We start from the raw sequence: 26,272 nt of genomic DNA, 5'->3' as shown, positions 1-26,272 counted from the left end.
CCCCGTCCCCCCCCCCCCCCCCCCCCTCCCCCCCCCCCCCCCCCCCCGCCCCCCCCCCGCCCCCCCCCCCCCCCCCCCCGGCGCCGCACGATCCGCGTGCAGCGCGCCACCTTCATCGTGGCCTTCCTCGTCCTCCCGGTGACGGTTTTCGTCGTCTTCATCGCGAGCCCGTTCCTTCAGGCCTTCTATTACTCGCTGACCGACTGGCGCGGGTTCTCACAGGACATGAACTTCGTCGGCCTGGCGAACTTCACCTCCATGTTCGGCGACCCCGTCTTCCTAGCGGCTCTTCGCAACTCGCTGCTCCTGTGCCTCGTCCTGCCGACGGCGGTGCTGGCCGCCGCGTTCCTCATCGCCTTCACCGTCACGGCCGGTGGTCCGTCGGTCGGACATGTCCGCGGGCTGCGAGGCGGCGGTTTCTATCGCATCATCACCTTCTTCCCGTACACGATCCCCGCGATCGTGGTGGGCCTGATCTGGGCCCAGGTCTACGATCCGACCCGGGGTCTGCTGAACAGCGTCCTCACCGGACTCGGGTTCACGGAGTTCGCCAGCTTCGCGTGGCTCGGCGACGCCGACACCGCCATGGCGGCGTCGATGTTCGTCATCTTCTGGGCGCTCGTCGGCTTCTACGTCGTGCTCTTCATCGCGGCCATCAAGGGCATCCCCGGAGAGACGTATGAGGCCGCCCGCCTGGACGGTGCGGGGCGAGCCCGCACGGCATGGTCGATCACGCTCCCGCAGATCCTCGCCAGCATCCAGAGCTCGTACGTGTACCTGGGCCTTATGGTGATCGACTCCTTCGGCTTCATGATGGTGCTCAACCCGCAGGGCGGCCCGGCGTATTCGACCCTCACCCTGACGCAGTACCTCTACATGACGGCGTTCACCAAGGGACAGTTCGGTGACGCGACGGCGATGGGCGTCTTCCTCGCCCTCGTCATCCTGATCTACTCGGGGATCATCTTCGGGATCTTCCGACTGCTCGGCGGAGACAGAAGGAGAGGTGCCGGGGCATGACCATCACGCACACGGAGACCATCGTGCGGGCGGATGCTGCCGGCGCCCGCGGCATCCGGCGCACCGTGCCGCCCGAGCAGCGACGCGGGTCGATGCAGCGTCGGCGCCGCGCCGACATCGCGTACGCGACGACGGCACACGGGGCGCTGGGGATCTGGTCGCTGCTAATCATCGTCCCCTTCCTGTGGACGGTCATGTCCAGCTTGAAGAGCAGCAGCGAGATCCTCGCTTCTCCGCTTGCGCCTCCCACGACGTGGCGATTCGACAACTACGTCCGCGCCTGGACCACGGCGGGCATCGGCGAGTTCTTCTTCAACACCATCCTGGTCGTCGGCTCCGCGCTGGTCATCGTGATGCTGCTGGGGGCGATGTGCGCGTATGTGCTCGCCCGGTTCTCGTTCCCCGGCAACCGCGTCATCTACTACGCGATGCTCATCTCGATGTCGTTCCCGATCTTCCTCGCCATCGTGCCGCTGTTCTTCACACTGCAGAACCTGGGTCTGCTGAACACATTGCCCGGCCTGACCGTCACCTACGTGGCGTTCGCTCTGCCGTTCACCGTCTTCTTCCTCTACGCCTTCTTCGAATCGCTCCCGCACGATGTCTACGAGGCCGCGAAGATCGACGGAGCGGGGGAGTGGCGCGCGTTCTTCTCGGTGATGCTGCCGATGGCGGCGCCGGGGATGGCCTCGGTGGCGATCCTGAACTTCATCGGCTTGTGGAACCAGTTCATGCTCCCGATCGTCCTCAACACGAAGAAGGAGAACTGGGTTCTGACCCAGGGGATGAGCGCGTTCGCGAGCAGCACCGGCCGGTCGGTGGATTACGGGGCGATGTTCGCCGCGGTGGTGATGACCATCATCCCCGTGCTCATCGTCTACATCATCTTCCAGCGCCGTTTGGAAGGATCGGTGTCGCAGGGCACCTTCCGCTGAGCAGTCGGAGGCTCGTCACGGACCTCGACCCCGCCGTGCCCGCCCCTCACGTATCCGCCCGCCTCACACCAACCCGGAGAACAGCCCCAGCTCCGTCGCCGCGCCACGCGCGACGAGGAAGCCGATGATCCCCAGGATCCACGCGGTGTTCTCGCGGCCCGTCCGCTCCATCCAGGCGGCCAGACGCGCGAGAGGGCGCTCGACGAGCGGCGCCGCGACGATGCGCAGCGCCAGGAGGACCAGCGCGGGAAGCACCATGACGGCGCAGTATGCGGCGAGGGCCGCGAAGCGCGTCGGCATCGGAAGCGGCGCTTCGGCCAGCATGCCCATCGCCACGAGATACGGGAGCATCGTCGCGATCTCGACCAGGCCCGCGCCGAGAGCGACGGCCATCACCGCGCCGCGGGATGCGCCGGGCGACAGCACCTTGTCGCGCCACCGCGACAGTCGCGTGCTCGTGCCGGCCGCGGTGGCCGTGGTGCGTGTCGCGCCCGGCGTTGGGGCGGCGTCGGATGCAGCATCCGCGGGTTTCCTGGACGACCCCACGCCGATCAGGATCCCGGTCACCAGAAGTGCGCCGCCGACGACGAGCTGCGCGATCTGCCCGGCGCTCGACGAGAGGAAGTCCTGCGCCACATCGACGAGGTTCACCAGGCCGAGCGTGAAGAGAATGCCGACCGCGAGATAGAAGACGGCGATCGTGAGGAGGTACAGCGTCACGTGGCCGGAGCGCACACGCCCCGGCGCGAGCAGGAAGAACACCGGGATGAGCAGAGTGCCGACGCTCAGACCGTCGAGCAGGGCGAGCGCGCCCAGGGTGAGTGCGAGCGGCGCATCGGTGAGGGCGTCCATGTGACCACCCTCGCGGTCATCGAGCTCGGGCGGATCGGGCGGAAGAGCGAGCCGCCCCGGTGCCGCCTCATCCTTTCGACCGAGCGCGGCGGAGGGGCGGCGTGATTGCATGAGAGTGTGACCGAGAGGCAGGCGTTGATTCCCGCATCCGTCCGCGGGTGGGTGCGCGCGCACCGCTCTCTGGCCGACGCGATCGGCTACGCCGCGCTGGCCGTGCTGGCGTGCGCGCTGGGCCTGGTCGGAGTGTGGTCGCTCTTCTCGGTGCTGCCCGAGCCGGTGTCTCCGTGGTGGTCGCTCGCCACCGCTTTCCCGGCATGCGCGCTCGTGATCTTCCGGCGGAAGGCGCCCATCCCGCTGCTGTGCATCGCGCTGGTCATCTTCGTCGTCGATCTGCTGACGGTCGGCGGGGTCCTGACGCTCATCGTGGTGCTCGACCTGCTGTACGCGGCGACCGTGACGGCCTCGGCATCCACTCGTCGTCGCCTCTTGATCGGCATCGCGGTCGCGATCGTCGTGACGACCGCGGCAGCGCTCCTGCGCGCCGACGACCCTCGTATCGCGGTCTTGATCGGCCTGCAGCTGGGTGCTCTGGCCGGCACGGACTACTGGTACGCCACCGCGGTGGCGCAGGCGAACGAGCTCGTCGTGCTGCACCGGGCGCGTGCCGAGGACGCGGAGCGTCGCTCGGCTCTCGAGCGCGCGGAGGCGGTGCGGAGCGAGCGAGAGCAGATGGCGCGGGAACTGCACGACCTGGTCGCCGGCGACGTGTCGGCGATTGCGATCCGCGCGGAGGCGGCGCTGTCGATCCCGGATGCTCCGGACGCCGACCGTGCCGCGTTGCGGGCCGTGCGCGAGTCGAGCCTGCAGGCCCATCAGGCGCTGCGGTCGATGATCTCCGTGCTGCGCGCCGGGGATGGGGAGGTCGCGGCGCGGCGCCGCGGGTCGCTCCCCGAGCTGGTCGCCGACGCGGAGCGGCACGGGCTCACCGTCACCCTCGACGATGCCCTGCCGCCCCGCATCCCGTCGCCCGTGGACCAGGCCGTCACGCGCATCGTGCAGGAGGCGCTCACCAATTGCGTGCGGCACGCGGCCGGAGCGCGGGTGGACGTGCGGCTGGATGCTGACGGCGGCGAGGTGCGCGTGCGGATCGACTCGCGCGGCGGAGCGCCGGTGACCGCCGCGCCGGTGCGAGGCAGCGGCTGGGGTCTCGACCTGCTGCGGGAGCGGGCGCGCGCACTGGGCGGATCCGTCGACGCGGGACCGGTCGACGACGGCTGGTCGGTGCGCGCACGGATTCCCGTGGAGGTGCCGGCATGAGCGCGCCCCGGGTGCTGCTCGCCGACGATCACGCTGCGATCCGCGAGGCGCTGCGCATCATGCTGGAGTCGCACGGCATCGACGTGGTCGGCGAGGCGGCCGACGGCGCCGTCGCCATGCGCAACGCGGCAGCGCTGAGACCCGACGTGGTGCTCATGGATCTGCGGATGCCCGGCGTCGACGGCGTCACCGCGACGCGCGAGATCGTCGCCGCAGGATGGGCCGAGGTGCTCGTGCTGACGAGCTTCGACGAAGACGACCTGGTGGCAGGTGCGCTGCGCGCGGGTGCGGCCGGCTTCCTGCTGAAGACGGCGGATGCAGCGACCCTCGTCGACGCCGTACGTCGGGTGGCGGCGGGAGAGGGCGTGCTGGACCCGCGGGTCACCCGTCGGGCGTTGTCGCTCATCGCCCCTTCGGCCGGCGAAGGTCGTGCTCCGAGGCTGGAGATGCTCACCGAGCGGGAGCGCGAGGTGCTCGACGGGATGCGAGCCGGCATGTCGAACTCGCAGATCTCGGACGACCTCGGCATCTCCATCGCGACCGTCAAGACGCACGTGTCGAACGTGCTGTCGAAGCTGGGGGCGAGAAGCCGCTCCCACGCCGTTGCCCTCGCCGCGGGGACGGGGACGGGGGCGGGGGAGGCGGGGAGCAACTAGTCGGAATTGCAGCTGTCGGTCGCCCTGTCGCGCGTCGGAGCGCGTCGCCCACCGGTGACTCGGGCAATCCGCCGATGCTGGAGTGAGCCGAGCATCCGGCGCTTGACAAGCTCCCCGGTCGGGTGAGAACGTTTACACCACCCAGGTGGAATCGTTTACACCGCTCGAAGGAGAGCCATGGCTCGCGTCACGATCACGCAGGTCGCCGCCCGCGCGGGCGTCTCCGTCGCGAGCGCGTCGCGGGCGCTGAACGGTCTGATCGCGAGCGCCGAGACGGTCGCGAAGGTGCGGGATGCCGCGCGCGAACTGGGCTACGTCGCCGACGCGACTGCGCAGTCGCTCAAGCGCGGACGCACCCTGCAGCTCGGCTACGCCGTCGCCGACATCGGCAACCCCGTCTACGTCGAGATGATGGCCGCCATCGAGCGGGTCGTGTCGGCATCCGGCTACCGCCTGCTGCTGTCGTCCACCGGCACGGCGTCGTCGTCGGTCGACGTGGTGCGCGATCTCGGGCGCGGCTACGTCGACGGCCTGATCCTCTCGCCCCTCCGCGTGACCGACGAGCTGCTCGCCGCGCTCGCGGCCGCTCCCATTCCGCTCGTGGTGCTCGGGCGCCTCCCCGACTCCGCCGAGTTCGACACCGTCCGTGCCGACTCCCTCACGGCGATGCGGCTCGTCGTCGACCACCTCGTCGCGGCAGGACGGCGCGACATCGCGTTCGTCAACGGCCCCGCCGACACCACGCCGGGCGGGATGCGCCGGGAGGGTTTCATCGCGGCGGCGGCGAATCACCGCGATCTGCGCACGCGGCACATCGACGCATCCGACTTCACCATCGCGGCCGGCTACGACGCGGCGCTGCCGCTCCTGGACCGCACCGACCGGCCGACGGCCGTGGTCGCCGCGAACGACCTCATCGGCGTCGGCGTCCTGCGCGCCGCCGAAGACCTGGGCATCACCGTCCCCGCCGACCTCGCTGTGACGGGCGTGGACGACACGGAACTCGCCGAAGTCGTCCGGCCCGGACTCACGAGCGTGGACCTGGGGGCGAAAGAGCGCGGCCGCGCCGCCGCCGAGATGCTGCTGGCGCGCATCGCCGACCCCGCCCGGCCGGCGCACACGGTCACGGTGCCGCCTTCGCTGGTCGTGCGCGGATCGTCGTCGGCATCCGCCCCCTCCGCCCTGCGCCGACCTGAGCTCATCGATGAAGAGAAGGCCCACGGATGACCACGCTCGAGAAGACGAAGAAGTCCTCACCGCCGCCGCGCGTCCGGCAGATCGGACCCCGCGCCCGCGCCCAGCGCAGAGAGGCCATCGCCCTGGTCGGGCCGGCGCTCCTGCCGATCATCATCTTCTCGGTGATCCCGCTCCTCAGCGGTGTCGCCCTGGGGTTCACGGATGCGACGCTCGCGCGCAATGCCGAGATCAACTTCATCGGCCTCGGCAACTTCATCGACCTGGCGGGTAACCGGCGCTTCTGGGAGTCGTTCGGCATCGGCATCGTGTGGGCCGGGTCGGTCGCGCTCCTGACCCTGGTGAGCGCCATGGGCCTTGCCCTGCTGCTCAACAGCAACCTGCGGCTGAAGGGCCTCACCCGCGTGCTGGCCCTCATCCCGTGGGCGATGCCGCCCGTGGTCATCGCGATCGTGTGGCGCATGATCTACAACCCCAACTCCGGGCCCCTCAACGGCACGCTCAGCTGGTTCGGCATCCCCGGCGTCAACTGGCTCGGCGACTTCTCGACCGCGCTGCCCGCGGTCATCGTGGTGGGCGTGTGGGCCGGCATCCCGCAGACCACGGTGCTGCTCCTGGCCGGCATGCAGTCCATCGCGCCCGAGCAGCACGAGGCCGCCGCCGTCGACGGTGCCGGTGCCGTGCGCCGCTTCTGGCACGTGACCCTGCCGGCCCTGCGGCCCGTCATCATCGCGGTCACGGCGCTCGATTTCATCTGGCAGTTCAACTCCTTCGGCCTCATCTACGTGCTCACCGAGGGCGGACCCGGCGGCCGCACCATGATCCCGCCGCTGTTCACCTACCTCGAGGCGTTCCGCAACCGCGAGATCGGGTACGCGTCGGCCATGGGCAACGTCCTGGTCGTGGCGATCCTGGTGATCCTCTCGCTCTACCTGATCAACCAGTTCCGACAGAACAAGGCGGTCAGCAAATGACCACGAAACGGCCCCTGTACGCCACGGTTCTGATGTACCTCGCGCTGGCGGGGTACCTGATCTTCCTCGGCTTCCCGCTGCTGTGGCTGCTGTCGGCGTCGTTCAAGTCGACACAGGAGCTGAACTCCCTCGCGGTGAACCTCATCCCGCAGCAGTGGGACTTCAGCAACTACGCCTCGGCGCTGGAGCGCCAGAACCTGCTCACCGCCGCCGGCAACTCGATCTTCGTCGCCGTCGTGACGATGATCATCTCGGTGCTGCTGTCGATGCCGATGGCCTACGCCCTCGCGCGGCTGAAGGGCAAGCTGCGCGCCGCCGGCACGGTGTGGATCCTCGTCAGCCAGGTGTTCCCGACGATCCTCATCATCATTCCGCTGTTCCTCGTGCTGCGGAGCCTGCAGCTGAACGACACCCTGTTCGGTCTCATCCTCGTGTACGTCACCTTCACGTTGCCGTTCACGCTCTGGATGCTGCAGGGCTACGTCGCCGCGATCCCTCCCGAACTGGAGGAAGCGGCCGAGATGGATGGCGCGGGGCGGTTCACGATCCTGCGCACCGTCGTCCTGCCGCTGCTGGCCCCGGGCCTGGTGGCCACCGCGATGTTCACGTTCGTGTCGGCGTGGAACGAGTTCTTCCTCGCGCTCGTGCTCATCCAGAGCCCGGAGCTGTACACACTGCCGATCGCGCTGCGCTCGTTCCTCGGCGCCGAGGGGCAGACGCAGCTCGGGCCCCTCGCGGCCGGCGCGATCCTCGCGACCATCCCATCGCTCATCATCTTCGGGATCCTGCAGAAGAAACTCACCGGCGGCATGCTCGCCGGGGCCGTCAAGGGCTGACCCTCCCGAGACGACGAACCAAGAGAAAGAGAAAGGCGATCATCATGAGAAGAATCCGGGGCATCGGCGCCGTCGCATTCGCGGGCGTCGCAGCCATCGCGCTGGCCGGCTGCCAGCAGGGCAGCGCCAACAGCGACGGAGGCGGAGACGGCGACGCCGTCACGCTGCAGTTCCAGTCGCTGTCGGACCAGCCGACGACCCAGGCGGCGATCAAGGAGATCGTGGACGCGTGGAACGCCGAGAACGACGACGTTCAGGTCAAGATCGTCCAGGCCGGATGGGACGGCACGTACGACAAGCTGATCACCCAGTTCACCGGCGGCACGGCGCCCGACATCATTCACTTCGAGGCGAGCTCCATCGTCTCGTTCGCGGCCGACGGGTACCTCGCGGACCTGACCGACCTCATCGATGCGGACCTGAAGTCCGACATCTCCGAGGGCATCTGGGAGTCGGTGACCCACGACGACCAGATCGTCGCGTACCCGTCCACGCTGCAGTCGTACATGGCGTTCGCCAACGCCGACCTGCTTGCCGCGGCGGGCGTGGAGATCCCCTCCGGCGAGACCATGACGTGGGACGAGCTGCAGGAGATCGCCAAGGCGACCACCACCGGTGACCAGTTCGGTCTCGGCTGGGGTCTCGGCTCTCCGACCGCGACGATGATGAGCCTCTCGCTCGGCAACGACGGCGGGTTCTTCGAGGGCGAGGGCGAAGACGTCACCATCGAGGTGGGCGACGACGAGCTGGCCGCGGCCGAGCGCATCCACGAGATGGCCTACACCGACAAGTCGATCGAGCCGACCTCGCTGACGCAGTCGGGATCGGACGTGCTGCCCTCGTTCTACGGCGGCAAGGTCGCCATGACCGTGCAGGGCTCGTTCCAGGCGACGAACATCGCCAACGACGCCCCCGAGGGCTTCAACTGGGTGGCGCTGCCGCCGCTGGAGGGCACCGCTGGTGCTTTCCAGGCCGCGAACCCGCAGACCTACTCGGTGAACATCGACTCGGAGTACGTGGAGGAGTCGGCGGAGTTCCTCAACTTCTTCATGAGCGGCGAGAACCTCGCGAAGATCGCCTACGCCGACGCGCTCATCCCGTCCTCGGGGGCAGCGCGCGCCGAGGTCGAGGAGCTCGCCGGCGACGACGCCGCCTGGCAGCAGGTGCTCGCCTCCGGTGAGGGCCTTGTGGGCCCGCCCTTCCTGAAGGTGTCGAAGTACACCGAATGGAAGGACACGATCGCCACGCCCGCCTTCCAGCAGTACCTGGCCAACCAGATCGATCGGGACCAGCTCGCGACGCAGCTGACCGACGGCTGGGGCGACGTCGCCGGTTGATGATCTCGCGGGGGCGGGTCGCTCGATCCGCCCCCGCGACACCACGCGTGAACGAAGAGAGGGATCGAATGGACGTGTTGCACGATCGGGTGGCAGCAGTACTGGCGGGGGCCGCCGTGGGCGATGCGCTCGGCGGAGCGACCGAGGGCTGGACGCCCGAGCAGATCGAAGAGCGGCACGGGGGACGTGTCGAGGGGATCGTGGGCCCGTTCCTGCCCGACTGGCGTACGGCGCGGCCCATCGCGCCGTACCACAAGGGCGACGGGCACGTGACGGATGACACCCTCATGACCCACGCGCTGATCGAGGTGTACGCCAAGCAGCGGCGCCACCTCGACGCGTACGACGTCGCGAGCGACCTCGTCCCGCTCATGATCGGCGAACGCCGCTGGATCCCCGAACTGGAGGATGAGGCGCTCATCCTGCAGCGCGTGTTCCTGGCCGAGAAGTGGCTCGTCATGAAGCTGCACTACGGCCACGCCGACCCGCGCGAAGCAGGCGTCGGCAACGTCGTGAACTGCGGCGCGACGATGTACATGGCCCCCGTCGGGCTCGTCCACATCGGTGACCCGCAGGGTGCGTACGCCGAGGCGATCGACATCGCCGGCGCCCACCAGTGGTCCTACGGCCGGGAGGCCGCCGGCGTGTTCGCGGCCGCGGTCGCCGCATCCGCCGCCCCCGGCGCGACCGTCGCCGACGTGCGCCGCGCCGTGCTGCAGGTCGCCCACGACGGCACCGCCGCGGCCATCCGCGCCGTCTTCGACGCCGTCGACGCCTTCCTCGCCGCCGGCGGATCCGACGACCCGCGCGAGCTCGGTCGCGTCATCCGCCAGGCCGTCGCGCCCTTCGACACCGTGGGGGAGCAGTACCGCTCGCCGGCGATGGACGCGCGGCTCCCCTCGCGCACGAAAGCGATCGAGGAGCTGCCCGTCGCCCTCGGCTTCGTCGTGGCCCACGACGGCGATTTCCGGGCGGCGGTGCTGGATGCGGTCAACTACGGCCGCGACGCCGACTCGATCGCGACGATGGCCGGTGCCATCTGCGGCGGCCTGCGCGGCAGCGCCGCCGTGCCGAGCGAGTGGGTGAGTGACGTGTCCACCGCCAGCCGTCTCGACCTCGACGGCGTCGTCACGGCGATGACCGACGTCGTCCGCGACATCGCCCGCGCCGACGCCGAGCGGGCGGCCGCACGTGCCGCCGCGCTCTCGACGCTGCTGGCCCCGGAGGCCGCGGCGTGAGACTGACGTGGGCCCAGCCCGAAGACCTCGTCCCCGCCGAGCTCGCGGCCCTCCGCGAGCAGGGCGTGCCCGAGGAGGAACTGCGGCCGATCGAGCGCCGGTGGGCGGACGCGGGTGGCGCGACGCAGCTGGCCCCGTCCGGCGCGAGCGCCACGCCGGCGCCCGCGGCGCTGCGTGCACTCGCGCGGACCGTCCTCGACGAACTGCAGGCGCTGCAGCGGCCGAGCCCGGACGAACCCGACGAGTGGGACGCGATCGAGGCGCTGCTGCCGCCCGAGCCGCCGGCGGCTTCGGGCAGTGCCGGGTTCGACCGCGTGCACGGGGCGTGGCTCGGGCGGTCGGCGGGGTGCCTTCTCGGTAAACCCGTCGAGAAGATCCCGCGCGAGGGCATCGAGGAGATCGCGCGCGCGACGGGCAACTGGCCGATCCGGCGTTACTTCACCGCCCGCGGCCTTCCCGCCGACATCGCGGCGCGCTGGCCGTGGAACCGGCGCTCCGCGCCGACCTCCCTCGTCGAGAACATCGCCGGGATGCCCGAGGACGACGACCTGAACTTCCCGATCCTGGCGCTCGACCTGCTCGAGCAGCACGGGACGGAGCTGACGACCGACCACGTCGCCGAGGCATGGCTCGCGGCCCTGCCCGCCGGCCGCGTCTTCACGGCCGAACGTGCGGCGTACCGCAACATCCTCGACGCCCGCCCCGTGCCCGAGACCGCGACCCACCTCAACCCGTTCCGGGAGTGGATCGGCGCCCTCATCCGCGCCGACGTGCACGGGTGGGCGCACCCGGGCGATGTGCGGGCCGCCGCCCGCTCGGCATGGATCGACGCGCGGCTGAGCCACACGCGCAACGGCCTGTACGGCGAGATGTGGGCGGCCGCCCTCTGTGCCGCATCCCTCGTCGCAGACACCGCCGACGCCGTCCTGGACGCCGCCGACGCCGTGGTCCCGCCTGCCTCCCGTCTCGCGCACGCCGTGCGATTCGGGCGTGCGACCGGTCGCGCCCTCGCCGATGGCCGCCTCAGCACGGCGGACGCGCTCGACGCCCTGCACGCCGAGTACGCCGGCATGCACTGGGTGCACACCCTCAACAACGCCGCGCTCACGGCGTGCGCGCTGCAGGCGCATGGCCGCGACTTCGGTGCCGCCGTCGCGCTCGCCGTCGCCGGCGGCTGGGACACCGACTCCGTCGGCGCGACCGTCGGGTCGGTCGTCGGCGGACTCGTCGGCGCGGACGGCATCGGCGCTCAGTGGACCTCGCCCCTGCAGGATCGGATCGCCACCTCGATGCCCGGCGGTTCGCACCGCTCCATCCGACAGCTCGCCGAGCGCACGTGCGCGCTGTGGGAGGTGGCGTCGTGAGCGTCGTCGTGGTGGGCAGCATCAACCAGGACGTCGTCGCCCGCGTCGACCGCATCCCCGCGCCCGGCGAGACGCTGTTGGCGTCCTCGCTCGTGCGCACGGGCGGCGGCAAGGGCGCGAACCAGGCCGTCGGAGCCCGCCGTGCGGGCGGCGCCGCGGTCGCGTTCGTCGGAGCCGTGGGGGCGGATGCCGAGGGGGAGACCCTCCGCGCCGCGCTTGTGGCTGACGGCATCGACGTCTCCGGTCTCGTGCGGACCGAAGGGGTCACGGGCACCGCGCTCATCTCCGTCGACGCCTCCGGCGAGAACACCGTCGTGGTCGCCGCCGGCGCCAACGCCGCCCGTGAGACGCTGACCGACGCACAGCGCGCGGTCGTCGCCGGTGCCGCGGTGCTCCTGACGCAGTTGGAGATCCCGGTCGCGCTCGTCCAGGATGCGGCCGCCTCCCGCGGCGCGGGAGCGTGGCACGTGCTCAACGCCGCGCCGTCGGCGCCGTTCACATCAGCCCGCGACGCGCTGCTGGCGGTCACGGACGTACTCGTGGTGAACGAGCACGAAGCCCTCGACGTGTCCGGAACCGGCGAGCTGGACGCCGCCGTCGCCGCACTCGCCTCGACCGTCCGGGCGCTCGTGGTCACCCTCGGCCGCCGCGGCTGCCTCGTGGTATGCGGCGACGAGCGCGCCGAGGTTCCCGCGCACGTGGTCACGGCCGTCGACACCACCGGCGCCGGCGACACGTTCTGCGGTGTCCTGGCGGCAGCGCTCGCCGCCTCCGGGCGTCGCCCCGACAGCGTCGACGTCGCCCTGCTCGTCGACGCCGCGCGGGCCGGAGCCGCCGCATCCGCCCTCGCCGTCACGCGCCCCGGCGCGCAGGATGCCGTCCCCACCGCCGGCGAGGTCGCCGCCCTCATGAAGGAGAGCCGGCCGTGAGCGGTGGATTCGATCCCCTCGTCCCGCGCGAGATCGACCGGCCGACGCCGGTTCCGCTGGCCGTCGACGTCACCACTGGCGATGCGGCGACGAGGCTCGACGACGCGAAGATCTTCATCGCCCCGGCGGATCCCGCCGACCTCGACGCGTGGCGCGCGCAGCTGACCGCGTGGCGCCAGGGCGCCCGCGCCCGCCACGGCGCACCGACCCGCTACGACGACCCGGCGTCGGCGTGGGCGAGCCGGTGCTTCACGGTGGCGCAGGTGTGGCTGTGGGATGAGCTCTTCTTCGACTTCGAGGCGCAGCGCTTCACCCCCGAACGCTTCCTCGCCGACGCGCAGCGCCGGTTCGGCGGCCTGGACGGCATCGTGCTGTGGCACGCGTACCCCGTCATCGGCATCGACGACCGCAACCAGTGGGACTTCTACGCCGTCCCGGGTCTTGCCGAGGCCGCCGAGGTGCTGCACACCGCGGGAGTGGCGGTGTTCGTGGACTACAACCCGTGGGACGTCGGCACCCGGCGGGCGGGGGACGACGCCACCGAGCTCGCCGCCACGGTCCGGCGGCTCGGGGCGGACGGCGTCTTCCTCGACACCCTCAAGAAGGCCGATCCCGACCTCGTGGCCGCGCTCGACGCAGCGCGCCCGGGCATCGGGCTGGAGGGGGAGTCGAAGCTCGCGACCGAGCGGATCGCCGATCACACGCTGTCGTGGGCGCAGTGGTTCGCCGACTCGGAGGTTCCCGGCGTCCTGCGGGCCCGCTGGTTCGAGCGCCGTCACATGCAGCACCACATCCGCCGCTGGCACCGCGACCACGCCGAGGAGCTGCGCTCGGCGTGGCTGAACGGGGTCGGCGTCATGGTGTGGGAGGTCGTGTTCGGCGTGTGGGTGGGGTGGAACGACCGCGACGCGGCGACGCTCCGTCGCATGCTGCCCGTGCAGAGAGGCCTGCACCGCTGGTTCGTCGAGGGGGAGTGGACGCCGCTGGCGGTGCACGACGCGCCCGTCTTCGGCTCGGCCTTCGATCTCGACGGCGTGACGCTGCTGTGTCTGGTCAACACGTCCGACGCCGACGTCGTGCACCAGCTTCCCGGCGACGGACGGTACGTCCCGCTGCACCAACCCGGCGACGGGGCGTCGTCGGTGACGGTGCCGGCCGGCGGTGTCGCGGCCGTCGTGCAGGTGCCGGCGGATGCGGCGGTCCCGCCCGTCGTCGAGGAGGTGCGGGCCGCGCTGCTCGCCGAACCGCCCGTGGCTAATGCGTCCTTCCCGCACCGCCGGGCGCGGCGACTGCCCGCACCGGCATGGACGGGACCTGTCCGGGACGATGCTGAGGAGCCTCGCACCGTGACGGTCGCCGCCGGCACGCACGTGCTGACGGTCCGGTTCCGCGCCCGTGAGACCGGCATGTACGAGGGCGCCCCGTACGTCGACGAGTGGAAGCCGCTGCCGCCGCGCCTGCACGACCAGCGCACGCTCGAGCGCGTCGCCGAGGTGCCGCATCCCGTGCGGGTCGCCGCCGCAGAGGTGAGCGAGGCGGAGTACGCCCGGTTCCTCGACGCGCTCGGCGAGCACACCGACGCGCGCGATCCCGAGCTCCCCGCGACCGGGATGACCTTCGCCCGCGCCCGCGCCTACGCGGCCTGGGCGGGCGGACGGCTTCCCACGGAGGACGAGTGGCAGCTCGCCGCATCCGACCCGGCCTTCCGGCGTCGCAGGCCGGAGGTGTGGAACTGGACCGAGTCGGAGCACTCCGACGGACGAACGCGGTTCGTCATGCTCAAAGGCGGCAGCGCGCACCGCAGTGACGGCTCGGACTGGTACTTCGACGGCGGGGTGCAGGCACCGGAGTTCGCCGCGAAGCTGCTGCTGCCGGGGCTCGGGCAGGACGCGTCGCCGTCGATCGGATTCCGGCTGTGCTGGGGGCAGAACGCATGACCCCGCTCGACGGACTGCGCGTCATCGACGCCTCCACTCTGTTCGCCGGCCCCATGGCGGCGATGCACCTCGGCGACATGGGTGCCGAGGTCATCAAGGTGGAGCATCCCACCCGCCCCGACCCGGCGCGAGGGCACGGGCCGAGCAAGGACGGGCAGAACCTCTGGTGGAAGACCCTGGGGCGCAACAAACGCACCGTCGCGATCGACCTGCACACCGGCGACGGACGCGACGCGTTCCTCCGGCTCGCCGGCACCGCCGACGTCGTCATCGAGAACTTCCGCCCCGGGACGCTCGAGCGGTGGGGCCTCGGGTATGAGGAGTTGTCGGCCGAGAACCCCGGCCTGGTGCTGGCGCGCGTGACCGGCTTCGGGCAGATCGGGCCGTACCGCAGCCGGCCGGGCTTCGGGACGCTCGCCGAGGCGATGAGCGGGTTCGCCGCCGCGACCGGCGAACCCGACGGACCCCCGACCCTTCCGCCGTTCGGGCTCGCCGACGGCATCGCGTCGCTCGCGACCGCCTACGCCATCATGACGGCCCTGCATGCGCGCGGGCGCGACGGGCGCGGGCAGGTGGTCGACGTGGCGATCATCGAGCCGATCCTCGCGATGCTCGGCCCGCAGATCACGCGGTGGGATCAGCTGGCAACCGTGCAACCGCGCACCGGTAATCGCTCCACGAACAACGCGCCCCGCAACACCTACCGCACGGCCGACGGATCGTGGGTCGCCGTCTCCACCAGCGCGCAGTCGATCGCCGAGCGCGTGATGGCGCTCGTGGGCCGCCCCGACCTCGCCGCGGAGCCATGGTTCGCGAGCGGATCCACCCGCGCCGAGCACGCCGACGAGCTCGACGACGCGGTCGGCGGCTGGATCGCGCAGCACACGCGCGAGGAGGTCGTGGCCGCGTTCGAGCAGGCGCAGGCCGCCGTCGCGCCGGTGTACGACCCGTCCGACATCGTTGCGGATCCGCAGTTCCAGGCGCTCGGCACGATCCACCGCATCCACGACCCCGAACTCGGCGACATGGCCATGCAGGGGCCGCTGTTCCGCCTGTCGCGCGACGAGTCGAGAATCGCGTTCTCCGGTCGCGCGCACGCCGCCGACACAGACGACGTGCTGGAGTCGCTCGGCTACGCCGCGGAGGACATCGCGCGCCTGCGTGCGGAAGGATCGATCGCATGACCGGCCGCACTCTCGTCGCCCTGTACGCGCCCGCTGACCGTCCGGAGCGCTTCGGGAAGGCGCTGGATGCGGGGGCGGATGCGGTCATCGTCGACCTCGAGGACGCGGTGACGCTCTCGCGGAAGGCGCAGGCGCGGGAGTCGCTCGCCGACTTCGCAGCCGCGTGGACCGAACGCGGGGACCGCGCCCCCGCCGTGCAGGTGCGGATCAATGCGCGCGGCGCCGCCGCCCACGACGAGGACCTCGCCGCCCTCGCCGGCCTGCCCGCATCCTTCGGCGTCCGGCTCCCCAAGACCGAGTCGGCCGAGGACGTCGCCGCGATCCGATCCGCGCTGCCCGGCCGCGAGGTGCACGCGCTACTGGAGTCCGCCCTGTCGATCGAGCGGGCGTTCGAGATCGCGACGGCCGGGGTGGCCTCGATCGCGGCGGGGGAGGCCGATCTCCGCGCCGAACTCGGTGTTCCCGCCGGGCCGGCGGGGGAGCCGGGGCTGGCGTGGTCGCGGGCACGCATCGTCAACGCCGCCGCGGCGGCCGGACTGCCGCTGCCGCTCATGGCCGTGTGGGCCGACGTGGCCGACCTCGACGGGCTGGAGCTGAGCTGCCGCGCCGGCCGCGCGCTCGGCTACGGGGGACGCACCGCCGTCCATCCGCGTCAGATCGAGGTCATCCGCCGGGTGTTCACCCCGCATGCCGACGAGGTCGCCCGCGCGCAGCGCATCGTCGACCGGGTGCGAGCCGCCGCCGCCGACGGCACCGGTGCGTTCGTGCTCGAGGACGGCACGTTCATCGACGTCGCGATGGTGAAAGCCGCGGAACGCGTGCTCGCCGCATCCGATCTCCCCGCCGACTGACCCCGATCGCACGATCGCAGAGCCGCGCCGGGTGCGGCATGCTCGTAGCCATGGCAGGTCTCCCCAGCGGCTTCGAGTTCGTGCAGCGCGGGGATCGCGTGGAGATCCGCCACCACGGGCGCCTCGCCGCGACGCTCCGCAACGCGGCGGCGCGGAAGTTCCTCGACGACATCGAGCGCGGCGACCCGCAGCAGATCATGGCGCGCGTCACCGGCAACTACAAGCGCGGCACCGAGCGCTCCACGTCGCACCGGCCCTGAGCTCGCGGTCCCGTGACCCCGGCAGGGGAGTCCCTGTCGAGCGTCCCCCGCGGTCGGCACACTGGGAGCGTGGCCACGACGACGTCGCATGTGATCAAGCCGCTCACCCCCGAGACCTTCCCGGCGTGGCTCGCGCTTGCCGAGAAGCACAACGGCGTGTGGGGCGGGTGCTGGTGCTCGTACTTCCACGGGGACACGGAAGAGACCATCAAGAGCGAGTACGACGGCCCGACGTTCAAGCGGCGACTCGTGGCTGAAGGGGTCGCGCACGCCGCGCTCGTCTTCGACGGGGACGCCGCGATCGCGTGGTGTCAGTACGGGAGCCCGGCCGAGCTGCCGGGCATCTACCACCGCAAGCAGTACGACGCCGGGGAGACGAACCCCGCGCCGTGGCGCATCACGTGCTTCTTCGTCGACCGCGACCACCGACGCTCGGGAGTGGCCCGCGAGGCGCTGGACGGCGCGCTCGAGTTGATCGCGCAGGCCGGTGGGGGCGAGGTCGTCTCGTTCCCGAACGAGCTGGCTCCGGGGAAGCGGACGTCGTCGTCCTTCCTGCACAACGGCACGAGGGCGATGTTCGAGAAGGCCGGTTTCACTTTCGAGCGTCACATCGGCAAGAGCAAGACCGTGATGCGCAAGACGATCCCGCCGGCCGCCGGCTGACACGCGGCCACGACCGACCGGTTCTGCCCGAGGATTGATTGAGCCGACGCATCGGATATGGCACAGTGTGCGCATCCGAAGTCCACGTGGACGCAGGGAGGGGTGGATGCCCCAAGAAGAAAGTCCGAAGAAGACGCGCCCGGGGTCAGACTGGTCGACTTTCTGGCCCTCGTTCTGGATCACGTTGCTCGGCACAGGGTTGATCGGTGGAGTGGTGGCCGCAGGAGTCGTGTTCCTCTCGGCTCGGATACAACAAGGCATTGCCGAAGAAGCCGCCGCGATCGCCACGTGCGACAACCCTCAGCAACTTCGCCTGGCCGACCGAATCGAGGCGGTCGCTACGAGCGAGCTCCAGTATGAGGACGCAAGCGGCCAATCCCTCAGCTACCCCGCGACACAACTAGTGGATGGAAGCCGCCAGACCGCGTGGATTGCCGGTGAAGCGGGAGGCGGCGTCGGAGCGCAGATCAGCCTCCGGTTGCCGGCGGGCGAAGACGTTCGGGTGATCTGCATCCTCAATGGGTATGCGAAGACGAATGATCTCTATGACGCCAACGGCAGCGTGCGCGTCCTGGAGGTGGCTACGGAGAACGGCGCCCGAGACGCGGCGCTCCCGAGAGTGACTGACGCCAACATCTTCGACTACCAAGCGCTGGTGTTCGCGCCCGGGATGACCCAGGAGATCCTGCTCACGATCCAAGCGTCCGACGTACCGGAGGCTTCCGCTGAGTTCGGCCCGACGTCGGCCGCGATGAGCGAGATCGAGATATGGGTCAAAGAGTGATGCGGCCGCCGGGGTTCCTTGCCGACGACGCACGCTACCAAAGCGACGTTCAGTCACTCTGCGACATCCGGCACCGAGGGGGAGAGTGGACGCGACGGCGGGAGTCGAACCCGCAACGCGATCGGGTATGAGCCGATGACCGGGACCGCCCGGACGCCGCGATGATGCCTCGACGCTATGCGCTGCGGGTGCAGCCGTCGAGGATGTGACGGTCCGTTTCACGAGACGGCGCCGCACGGTCGCCGCCCGTTCACCGCGAGCGCACCCGCGGGCGCTGCGCCGACCGACGCGGACGAGAGTCGCCGCCGCAGCTGGGCGACGAGCTGCGCCAGCCACGTGCTCGTGGGGGCGAGGCCGGGGGAGAGGGCCACGCGGATGTTGCCGGCGGCGAGGCGGCTTCCGCGCCTCCGCGCCTCGCGGAGGCGAGCGCCGGGCACCGGCAGGTAGCGCAGCACCGGCCCGGCGGGTTGCTCCGACCACACCGAGAAGGTCGCGAAGTGGCGGCCATCCCCCGACGTGTCGAGCACGAGAATCTCGTGCGCGGGCATCGTCTGCGCCAGCGCGGCCGACAGTCGCGCGCCGAGGTCACGATCGTCGTCGCCGGCGGGAAGGAGCAGCGAGACGACAGGGGTGCGGCGCGAGTCCGCGTGACGCCAGCGTCCGGTGGCCTCCGCGGAGAGGGCGCAGGCGGACGAGCTCGATTCGGTCATGAGACGACGGTAGGCAAGCCGATGCCGCGGACGGATCCGCCGATCGGCTCGATCCCGTACGACCGCCGTATGACATCCTGCTCGCCCGGAGGCGACGGATCCGTCACCTCGGAGCGACGCGCGCTCACGGCCGGGGCGGTGGCGGGGGAGCGGCGAGGGCCTGCAGCATCCGCGTCAGTGCCTCGCGCATCTCCGCGCGATGCGGCTCGGGGAGGTCGGTCGTGTACGGCACCCCGGCGGGCACCCACGACATGCCGTACATCGTCTCGCGCCAGTCGGATCCGCCGACCGGCCAGCGCGTGCGCTCGTCGTCCTCGGCGGTCGCGCCCTGGCCCCACTGCCCGAAGAGCGCGCGCATGTCCTCGAGGGGAAGCTCCATGACGATGTCGGCCTCGACCGGCTGACGCACCCACGACCGCGCCACGAGGATGAACTCGTCGACCTGCTCCTGGCTGAGCTCGCGCGGGGCGAACAGCACCCTGGTGTGCTCGATCCCCGACAGCCGATCGACGCGGAACGTGCGCCAATCGTCGCGATCCAGGTCCCAGCACAGCAGATACCAGTGCCGGTCGGCGGGGGAGAGGGTGTGCGGCTCGACCCGGCGATGGGTCGACTCACCGGAAGCGGATGTGTACGTGAAGCGCACGCGCTCGGAATCGCGGCAGGCCAGGGCGAGCTCGCCGAGCACCTCGGTGGATGCGGCCTCGCCCCCGCCGACGCCCACCGGCCGCACCGCGTCGGCGAGGGCCGCGACGCGCCGGCGGACGGCGGTGGGCAGCACCTGGTCGAGCTTGGCGAGGGCGGTCAGTGCCGTCTCCGCCCCGCCCACGAGGCGCTGGGATGCGGCGATCCGCAGTCCGATCGCCATCGCCACGGCCTCCTCATCCGTCAACAGCAGCGGCGGCACGGCGCTGCCGGCTTCGAGCCGGTAGCCGCCCGCGGCGCCCGGCGTGGACTCGATGCGGTAGCCCAGCTCCCGCAGGCGGTCGACGTCGCGCCGCACCGTGCGCTCCGTCACGCCGAGGCGCGCGGCCAGCTCGGGGCCCGGCCAGTGCCGGTGCGTCTGGAGGAGGTTGAGCAGCGAGAGTGCGCGACTGGTGGTGTCGGACATGCGCACACTCTGCCATTCATCGCGGACATCATGTGTCCGCATCCGCTCCTACCCTCTCGGCATGGCGAACGAACCCATCCTCGAAGCGCAGGGACTGACCAAGCGCTTCACCGTCAAGAAGAAGACCGTCGAGGCGGTCACCGACCTCACCTTCCAGGTCGCCGCCGGCGAACTGGTCGCCTTCCTCGGGCCCAACGGCGCGGGCAAGTCCACGAGTCTGCGCATGCTCACGACCCTCCTTCCGCCCACCGCCGGTACGGCGCGCGTGGTCGGCCGCGACATCCTGCGCGACCCGGCGGGCGTCCGCGCGCGTATCGGCTACGTCGGCCAGCTCACCAGTGGCAGCTTCTCCCAGCGCGTGCGCGACGAGCTGCTCAGCCAGGGCGCGTTCTACGGCATGTCACGGGCGGCATCGGTGTCGCGGGCGGACGACCTCATCGCCTCGCTGGATCTGACCCCGTTCGCGACGCGCGCGGTGCAGCAGCTGTCCGGCGGGCAGAAGCGGCGCCTCGACATCGCCCTGGGCCTCATGCACGCCCCGCCGCTGCTGTTCCTCGACGAGCCCTCGACCGGCCTGGATCCGCAGAGCCGCGCGAACCTGTGGCAGCACATCCTCGACCTGCGCGTCTCGCACGGCACGACGGTGTTCCTCACGACGCATTACCTCGAAGAGGCCGACCGCTATGCCGAGCGCGTGATGGTGATGGACCGCGGACGCGTCATCGCCGATGACACCGCCGCGCGGCTGAAGGCCGAGCTCGCCGGCGACCTCATGACGCTCGGCTTCGGCTCCGCGGCGGACGCCGACGCCGCGCTCGCCGTCGTGGGACGACTGACCGACCGCGAAGTGCGGCGGGAGGGCGGCGCATCCCTCACCCTCACCGCCCCGGAGGGCGACACGCTGCTGCCGGCGGCCATCCGGGCGCTGGATGCGGCGGGACTCGCGGTCACGCGGGCCACGGGCGTCCCGCCCACCCTCGACGACGTCTTCCTCGCCCTCACCGGGCGCACCCTGCGCGAAGCCGGCGAGGGCGAGCACGCCGAGGAGACCGAATCCGCGGATGCGCCGGCCGCACCCGCCCAGCCGACAGGAGCATCCCGATGACCGCATCCGCCTCGCAGACCGCCGTGCGCGGCAACGCCGCACGCGACACGTGGCACGTGCTCACGCGCGAGCTCAAACCCGTCGTGCGCGATCCGTTCACCCTCATCTTCAGCCTCGTGCAGCCGCTGGTGTTCCTGGGGCTCTTCGCCCCGCTGCTGATCGGCAGCTCCGGGGCTCCCGCGTCGGAGACCCTGCAGTGGTTCGTGCCCGGCGTGCTCGTCATGATCGTGCTCTTCGGCACGGGCGCGACGGGGTCGAACCTGCAGTATGAGATGATGACCGGCTCCCACGAGCGCACGCTGGTCGCACCCCTCGTGCGGTCGTCGCTCCTGGTGGGCCGCGCGCTCAAGGAGATCGTGCCGATCCTCGTGCAGTCGCTTCTCATCGTGCTGATCGCGTGGCCGTTCGGGTTCTCGATCCACCCCGCCGGGCTCGTTCTCGGGCTCGCGCTGCTGGCCGTCTTCGGGGTGGGCCTGGGGTCGCTGTCGTACGCCCTTGCCCTGGCGACGAAGGATCGCGAGTGGCTGTTCTGGGGTGTGCAGCAGACGCTCATCTTCCCCCTGCTGATCCTGTCGGGGATGCTCCTGCCCCTGGATGCGGCACCCTCCTGGATGCGCGTGGTGGCCGCGGTGAACCCGATCAACTGGGTCGTGCAGGGCGAGCGCGCGCTGTTCGCAGGCGACCTCGGCGCCTCGGCCGTGGCGTGGGGATGGGTGTCGGCGCTCGTGCTCGCGGCGGTGGGGCTGCTCGTCGGAATCCGGGCGATGCGACGCTCGCACTGACCCCTCCCGAACCCCCGTCCGGGACGGACAAAAGCAGGGGTGCAAGGGCGCTAGCGTTAGGGGATGGCGACGGCGACGCGGAACGGGGTTCTGGCGGTGGTCGTCGCCGTCCTGCTGCTGCTGAGCGGGGTCGCCGTGGCGTTCGGCGTGGACGCCTCGCTCGCCGCCGACGGAACACCCGATGCGGTTCCCGTCCCCGGCCTCGCCGATCCCACCCTGGTGTGGATGGCGCGCGTGCTGCTCGTGCTCTCGGTGGCGTGGGTCGTGATCGGCATGGTCTCGGCCCGCACCCGGCTGGTGCGCCGGCCGGGAGCTGCCGGCGCGCGCGCCGCATGGCTGGCCTCCACGCGCCCGTGGCGTGCGCGGGAATCGACGCTCGGGATGCTGCCGCTGGACCGCTGGCTCATGATCCTGGTGCCCGGAGCGCTGCTGGTGGCCACGCGGGCGGTGCAGACCGCGCTGCTGGGCTGGGTGGATCTCCTCGTGGCGCTGGGCGGATGGCTCGTTTTCGCGACTGTCGTGCGGCTGCTCATCCGGCAGAGGTCGCCGTGGCCGGTGATCGCCGCCGTGGGCGGCGTCGTCGTGCTGCGATGCGTGCTCGCCTTGGTCGCGGTGTCGATCGCCGGTCCCGCTGCATTCTGGTCGTCGTTCTGGACCGACGCCGCGGTGCGCTGGGCGTACCTCGTGCCATCGGTGGCCCTGGCGCTGTGGGCGTTCGTGGCGGCGGTGTGGGCCCTCGTGGCGCAGTTCGGCCGCCGACAGGCGTGGGGCATGGTGCTCGCCGGCCTCGGTGCCGGACTCGCTGTTCCATCCGCGTTCATCGGGATCGCAGGCATGCGGGCCGTGGCTGACGCGTGGAGCGGACAGCTCCCCGGCATCCGCCCCGACGTCGCCGCCGTCCTGGGCGACGCATCCGGCGCGTGGTGGGCGGTGGCGGTGGGCGTGCTGATGCTGGTCGTCGGACTCGCCCTGCGCCTCGTACGGGCGCGCGACGCCGATCCGGCAAGTCCCTGGCGCTGAGCTGCCGGGCCGGGCATACACTGACGCCACTGTGAGGTATGCGATCCCGGAAGGGGATGTCATGAGCGACGCCACCACCGCGGTGCCCGAACGGCGCCTGCTGTCCAGCTTCACCCAGTACCCCGACGCGCAGGCCACCGTCGACCGGCTCTCCGACGCCGGATTCCCCGTCGAGCGGGTGTCGATCGTGGGCCACAACGTCCGCATCGTCGAGCAGGTCACCGGCCGGATGACCAACGGACGCGCCGCCGGCTACGGCGCCGCCACCGGAGCGTGGTTCGGTCTGCTGATCGGACTGCTGTTCGGACTCCTCGCCCCGCCGCTGACGTGGCTGTGGCTCCTGCTGTGGGGCCTCGTGCTGGGCGCCATCTGGGGCGCGGTGTTCGGGTTCATCGGGCACTGGATCACGCGCGGCCGCCGCGACTTCGCATCCACGCAGAAGCTCGAGGCCGAGCGGTGGGACGTCATGGTCGACGCCGACCAGCTGCTGAAGGCCCAGTCCACGCTCGGCGCACCGCCCGCCGCCGCCCCCGCCGCATCCGCGCCGCCCGCACCCGCCGCCGCTCCGGCAGGTCCGGCCTCCGCTCCCGCGGCGCCGCCTTCCGCTCCCACGGCGCCGCAGACTCCTCCGCCGCCGGCCGGACCGCCGGCCTCCTGAGGCGCGCCGTCGCGCCGACCCCTGAGCCGGGCGTGCCCAGGTTCGCCGCCTGTGCGGTCCGGGCACCGGGCTGGCTGTCAGGGCCCCCGCCTAGACTGAACGGGCCATGACCGACGCATCCACGCCCCTCATCGTCGGCGGCGATCGCGGTCCGCAGTTCGGTGTGGAACCACCGCGCGCGGACGACGATCTGCTCGCCGGGCTCAACCCGCCCCAGCGTGAGGCCGTGACCTATCGCGGCCCGGCGCTGCTCATCGTCGCGGGCGCCGGCTCCGGAAAGACCAGCGTGCTCACCCGCCGCATCGCGTCGCTCCTGCGCAGCGGTGAGGCGTGGCCGAGCCAGATCCTCGCCATCACGTTCACCAACAAGGCCGCCGGCGAGATGCGCGAGCGCGTCCGGCAGCTGATCGGCGACCGCGCCGAGGGCATGTGGATCTCCACGTTCCACTCCGCGTGCGTGCGCATCCTGCGCCGGGAGGCGCAGCAGTTCGGGTTCACCAAGGCCTTCACGATCTACGACTCCGGCGACTCCCGCGCACTCATCAAGCGCCTCGTCAAGGAGCACCAGGGGGATGCGTTCGGCCTCACCCCCGCCGGCACGCAGAGCCGCATCTCCAAGCTCAAGAACGAGCTCGCCGACGCGGAGTCGTACGCGCGTCAGGCGAACATGAGCGACCCCGTCGAGCGGGTCTTCGTGGAGATCTTCTCCGCGTACCAGCGGGCGCTGCAGCGGGCGAACGCGTTCGACTTCGACGACCTCATCGGCCAGACGGTGTACCTGTTCCGGGCGTTCCCGCACGTCGCCGACGTGTATCGCCGCCGGTTCCGCCACATCCTCGTCGACGAGTACCAGGACACCAACCACGCCCAGTACGCGCTCATCCACGAGCTGACCCGGCCGATCGGATCCGACGCCGGACCCATCGCCTCCAGCGGCGGGATGATGATCTTCGACGCCGACCCGGCCGACGATCCGGCCAAGGCGCCGGCGTCGCTGACCGTCGTCGGCGACTCGGATCAGTCGATCTACGCGTTCCGCGGCGCCGACATCCGCAACATCAGCGAGTTCGAGCGCGACTATCCCGGCGCCAAGGTCGTGCTGCTCGAGCAGAACTACCGCTCGACGCAGAACATCCTCTCCGCCGCCAACGCCGTCATCAGCAACAACTTCGACCGCAAGGAGAAGCGGCTGTGGACCGACGTGGGCGCCGGTGACCCCATCATCGGGTTCACCGGGTACTCGCAGCACGACGAGGCGCAGTTCGTCGCCGACGAGATCGAGGCGCTGCGCAAGGGCGGCGTCGACTACAGCCAGATGGCCGTGTTCTACCGGACGAACTCCCAGTCGCGTGCGCTGGAGGAGATCTTCATCCGCTCCGCGATCCCGTACAAGATCATGGGCGGCACGAAGTTCTACGAGCGGGCCGAGATCAAAGACGCCATGGCGTACCTCGTGGCCGTGGCCAACCCCGCCGACGAGATGGCGGTGCGCCGCATCCTGAACCGGCCCCGACGCGGCATCGGTGACGTGACCGAGACGGCGATCGCGCGGTACGCCGCCGACGAGCAGATCACGTTCCGCGACGCGCTGGCCAACGCCTCCGCACTGGGCGTGGGGCCCAAGCTCCAGCAGGCGATCGCGCACCTGGACGCGGTCCTCGCCGAAGCGCGGGAGATCATGCTGCCCGCCTCCGGTGAGCTGGCGCCGCCCACGGCCGTCGCCGAGGGGCTCACGCTGCTGCTGAACAAGAGCGGCTACTTCGACGCGCTGCGCGCCAGCCGTGACCCGCAGGACGAGGCACGACTGGAGAACCTCGACGAACTCATCGCGGTGACCCGCGAATTCGCCCGCAACAATCCCGAGGGCACGGTCGTGGACTTCCTCACGGAGGTCGCCCTCGTCTCCGACGCCGACGACCTCGAGGATGCCTCGGGCTCGGTGTCGCTCATGACGCTGCACACCGCGAAGGGCCTGGAGTACGACGCGGTCTTCCTCACCGGCGTCGAGGAGGACCTCCTCCCGCACCGCATCTCGGCGGGGGAGCCCGGCGGTCCGCAGGAGGAGCGCCGGCTGTTCTACGTCGGCATCACGCGCGCCCGCAAGCGCCTGTACCTCTCCCTCGCGATGACGCGCGCGCAGTTCGGCGAGGTCTCCGTGGCCATGCCGAGCCGCTTCCTGCAGGAGATCCCGGCCGACCTGGTGGACTGGCGGCAGTCGCCGGGAGATGTGAATTCACGCGGCGGAATGCAGTCGCGGGCGCTTAATGCGCGTCCGCGGCGCCCCGGGCAGGGACGCTACGGCGACGACCTCGTGCCGAAGTCGTCGGCGATCGACAAATTCCCCAACCGCATCCCGGCGAAGGTGCGCGACAACGGCGACATGGAGCTGGCCCCGGGTGACCGCATCCGCCACGACGACTTCGGCGAGGGCCAGGTCGACGCCATCACCGGCGAGGGCGCCAAGCGCGTCGCGCACGTGCGGTTCGAGAAGGTGGGCGCCAAGAAGCTGCTCGTGAAGATCGCCCCGATCACCAAGCTCTGACGCCACCGCGCCG

General features: G+C 71.2%; 25 protein-coding genes and 1 tRNA gene. 22 read left to right on the top strand and 4 right to left on the bottom strand.

Going from position 1 to position 26,272, the window contains the following annotated elements:
* Positions 1-96 precede the first annotated feature (96 nt).
* Both E4V99_RS02570 and E4V99_RS02565 read left to right on the top strand, forming a co-directional pair.
* Entirely contained in the window at positions 97-1,020 is a 924-nt protein-coding gene (locus E4V99_RS02570; RefSeq protein ID WP_135116338.1) for a sugar ABC transporter permease, read from the top strand.
* 92 nt (positions 1,021-1,112) lie between these two features.
* Entirely contained in the window at positions 1,113-1,955 is an 843-nt protein-coding gene (locus tag E4V99_RS02565) for a carbohydrate ABC transporter permease (protein ID WP_135070875.1), read from the top strand.
* 63 nt (positions 1,956-2,018) lie between these two features.
* Here the strand turns inward: E4V99_RS02565 and E4V99_RS02560 are convergent, their stop codons facing one another.
* The gene (locus tag E4V99_RS02560) at positions 2,019-2,807 is read right to left on the bottom strand and encodes a GAP family protein (protein ID WP_135116337.1); all 789 of its coding nucleotides are present in this window, start codon (positions 2,805-2,807) and stop codon (positions 2,019-2,021) included.
* Between the two features lie 117 nt (positions 2,808-2,924).
* Between E4V99_RS02560 and E4V99_RS02555 the strand changes: the two genes are divergently transcribed.
* The 15 genes from E4V99_RS02555 to E4V99_RS02485 all read left to right on the top strand — a co-directional run bounded on the left by E4V99_RS02555 (position 2,925) and on the right by E4V99_RS02485 (position 18,331).
* Positions 2,925-4,124, top strand: coding sequence for a histidine kinase (locus tag E4V99_RS02555; protein WP_245233100.1), 1,200 nt, complete (start codon positions 2,925-2,927; stop codon positions 4,122-4,124).
* A complete protein-coding gene (locus E4V99_RS02550; RefSeq protein WP_135063716.1) occupies positions 4,121-4,780 on the top strand; it encodes a response regulator transcription factor in 660 nt (219 codons plus the stop codon). The genes E4V99_RS02555 and E4V99_RS02550 overlap by 4 nt, the downstream gene beginning before the upstream one ends.
* Positions 4,781-4,957: 177 nt before the next feature.
* Positions 4,958-6,007 carry a LacI family DNA-binding transcriptional regulator gene (locus tag E4V99_RS02545; RefSeq protein ID WP_135063718.1) on the top strand — a complete coding sequence of 350 codons (1,050 nt, stop codon included), beginning with the start codon at positions 4,958-4,960 and terminating at the stop codon, positions 6,005-6,007.
* Complete coding sequence (locus E4V99_RS02540; RefSeq protein ID WP_135063721.1) at positions 6,004-6,948, top strand: sugar ABC transporter permease; 945 nt, start codon at positions 6,004-6,006, stop codon at positions 6,946-6,948. The genes E4V99_RS02545 and E4V99_RS02540 overlap by 4 nt, the downstream gene beginning before the upstream one ends.
* Positions 6,945-7,784 (top strand): carbohydrate ABC transporter permease, encoded by an 840-nt coding sequence (locus E4V99_RS02535; RefSeq protein ID WP_135063724.1) that lies wholly within the window; start codon positions 6,945-6,947, stop codon positions 7,782-7,784. Before E4V99_RS02540 ends, E4V99_RS02535 begins: the two co-directional genes overlap by 4 nt.
* 44 nt (positions 7,785-7,828) lie before the next feature.
* Complete coding sequence (locus tag E4V99_RS02530) at positions 7,829-9,121, top strand: sugar ABC transporter substrate-binding protein (RefSeq protein ID WP_135116336.1); 1,293 nt, start codon at positions 7,829-7,831, stop codon at positions 9,119-9,121.
* Between the two features lie 68 nt (positions 9,122-9,189).
* Positions 9,190-10,359 (top strand): ADP-ribosylglycohydrolase family protein, encoded by a 1,170-nt coding sequence (locus E4V99_RS02525; protein ID WP_135063730.1) that lies wholly within the window; start codon positions 9,190-9,192, stop codon positions 10,357-10,359.
* Positions 10,356-11,723, top strand: a complete 1,368-nt coding sequence (locus tag E4V99_RS02520) for an ADP-ribosylglycohydrolase family protein (protein ID WP_135063735.1) — start codon at positions 10,356-10,358, stop codon at positions 11,721-11,723. The genes E4V99_RS02525 and E4V99_RS02520 overlap by 4 nt, the downstream gene beginning before the upstream one ends.
* Entirely contained in the window at positions 11,720-12,652 is a 933-nt protein-coding gene (locus E4V99_RS02515; protein WP_135116335.1) for a ribokinase, read from the top strand. Before E4V99_RS02520 ends, E4V99_RS02515 begins: the two co-directional genes overlap by 4 nt.
* On the top strand, positions 12,649-14,589 hold the full coding sequence (locus E4V99_RS02510; RefSeq protein WP_135116334.1) for an SUMF1/EgtB/PvdO family nonheme iron enzyme: 1,941 nt from the start codon (positions 12,649-12,651) through the stop codon (positions 14,587-14,589). Before E4V99_RS02515 ends, E4V99_RS02510 begins: the two co-directional genes overlap by 4 nt.
* A complete protein-coding gene (locus tag E4V99_RS02505) occupies positions 14,586-15,773 on the top strand; it encodes a CoA transferase (RefSeq protein WP_135116333.1) in 1,188 nt (395 codons plus the stop codon). The genes E4V99_RS02510 and E4V99_RS02505 overlap by 4 nt, the downstream gene beginning before the upstream one ends.
* Positions 15,770-16,624, top strand: a complete 855-nt coding sequence (locus E4V99_RS02500; RefSeq protein ID WP_135116332.1) for a CoA ester lyase — start codon at positions 15,770-15,772, stop codon at positions 16,622-16,624. The genes E4V99_RS02505 and E4V99_RS02500 overlap by 4 nt, the downstream gene beginning before the upstream one ends.
* Before the next feature lie 50 nt (positions 16,625-16,674).
* Positions 16,675-16,884, top strand: a complete 210-nt coding sequence (locus E4V99_RS02495; protein WP_135116331.1) for a hypothetical protein — start codon at positions 16,675-16,677, stop codon at positions 16,882-16,884.
* A 69-nt stretch (positions 16,885-16,953) separates the two neighbouring features.
* Positions 16,954-17,547 (top strand): GNAT family N-acetyltransferase, encoded by a 594-nt coding sequence (locus E4V99_RS02490; protein ID WP_135116330.1) that lies wholly within the window; start codon positions 16,954-16,956, stop codon positions 17,545-17,547.
* Between the two features lie 106 nt (positions 17,548-17,653).
* Positions 17,654-18,331, top strand: coding sequence for a hypothetical protein (locus E4V99_RS02485; protein ID WP_135063756.1), 678 nt, complete (start codon positions 17,654-17,656; stop codon positions 18,329-18,331).
* A gap of 86 nt (positions 18,332-18,417) precedes the next feature.
* Here E4V99_RS02485 and E4V99_RS18395 read toward each other — a convergent pair.
* The 3 genes from E4V99_RS18395 to E4V99_RS02475 all read right to left on the bottom strand — a co-directional run bounded on the left by E4V99_RS18395 (position 18,418) and on the right by E4V99_RS02475 (position 20,152).
* Positions 18,418-18,492 (bottom strand) — tRNA-Met (locus tag E4V99_RS18395).
* 57 nt (positions 18,493-18,549) lie between these two features.
* On the bottom strand, positions 18,550-19,041 hold the full coding sequence (locus E4V99_RS02480) for a hypothetical protein (RefSeq protein ID WP_135063759.1): 492 nt from the start codon (positions 19,039-19,041) through the stop codon (positions 18,550-18,552).
* Between the two features lie 124 nt (positions 19,042-19,165).
* Positions 19,166-20,152, bottom strand: coding sequence for a YafY family protein (locus E4V99_RS02475; RefSeq protein WP_135063762.1), 987 nt, complete (start codon positions 20,150-20,152; stop codon positions 19,166-19,168).
* Positions 20,153-20,213: 61 nt separating this feature from the next.
* On the opposite strand from E4V99_RS02475, the gene E4V99_RS02470 reads away from it, so the two are divergent.
* The 5 genes from E4V99_RS02470 to E4V99_RS02450 all read left to right on the top strand — a co-directional run bounded on the left by E4V99_RS02470 (position 20,214) and on the right by E4V99_RS02450 (position 26,259).
* On the top strand, positions 20,214-21,257 hold the full coding sequence (locus E4V99_RS02470; RefSeq protein WP_135063765.1) for an ATP-binding cassette domain-containing protein: 1,044 nt from the start codon (positions 20,214-20,216) through the stop codon (positions 21,255-21,257).
* The gene (locus tag E4V99_RS02465) at positions 21,254-22,039 is read left to right on the top strand and encodes an ABC transporter permease (protein ID WP_135063768.1); all 786 of its coding nucleotides are present in this window, start codon (positions 21,254-21,256) and stop codon (positions 22,037-22,039) included. Before E4V99_RS02470 ends, E4V99_RS02465 begins: the two co-directional genes overlap by 4 nt.
* Positions 22,040-22,102: 63 nt before the next feature.
* A complete protein-coding gene (locus E4V99_RS02460) occupies positions 22,103-23,059 on the top strand; it encodes a hypothetical protein (protein WP_135063771.1) in 957 nt (318 codons plus the stop codon).
* A gap of 61 nt (positions 23,060-23,120) precedes the next feature.
* On the top strand, positions 23,121-23,717 hold the full coding sequence (locus E4V99_RS02455; RefSeq protein ID WP_240742809.1) for a general stress protein: 597 nt from the start codon (positions 23,121-23,123) through the stop codon (positions 23,715-23,717).
* Between the two features lie 106 nt (positions 23,718-23,823).
* Positions 23,824-26,259 carry a UvrD-helicase domain-containing protein gene (locus E4V99_RS02450; protein ID WP_135063774.1) on the top strand — a complete coding sequence of 812 codons (2,436 nt, stop codon included), beginning with the start codon at positions 23,824-23,826 and terminating at the stop codon, positions 26,257-26,259.
* Positions 26,260-26,272 lie beyond the last annotated feature (13 nt).

This window comes from Microbacterium sp. dk485 (genome assembly GCF_004570445.1).
In the GTDB taxonomy this organism is placed as follows: domain Bacteria; phylum Actinomycetota; class Actinomycetes; order Actinomycetales; family Microbacteriaceae; genus Microbacterium; species Microbacterium wangchenii.
Note: the sequence above shows the minus strand (reverse complement) of the source record. Positions and strands in the feature narration are given on the sequence as shown.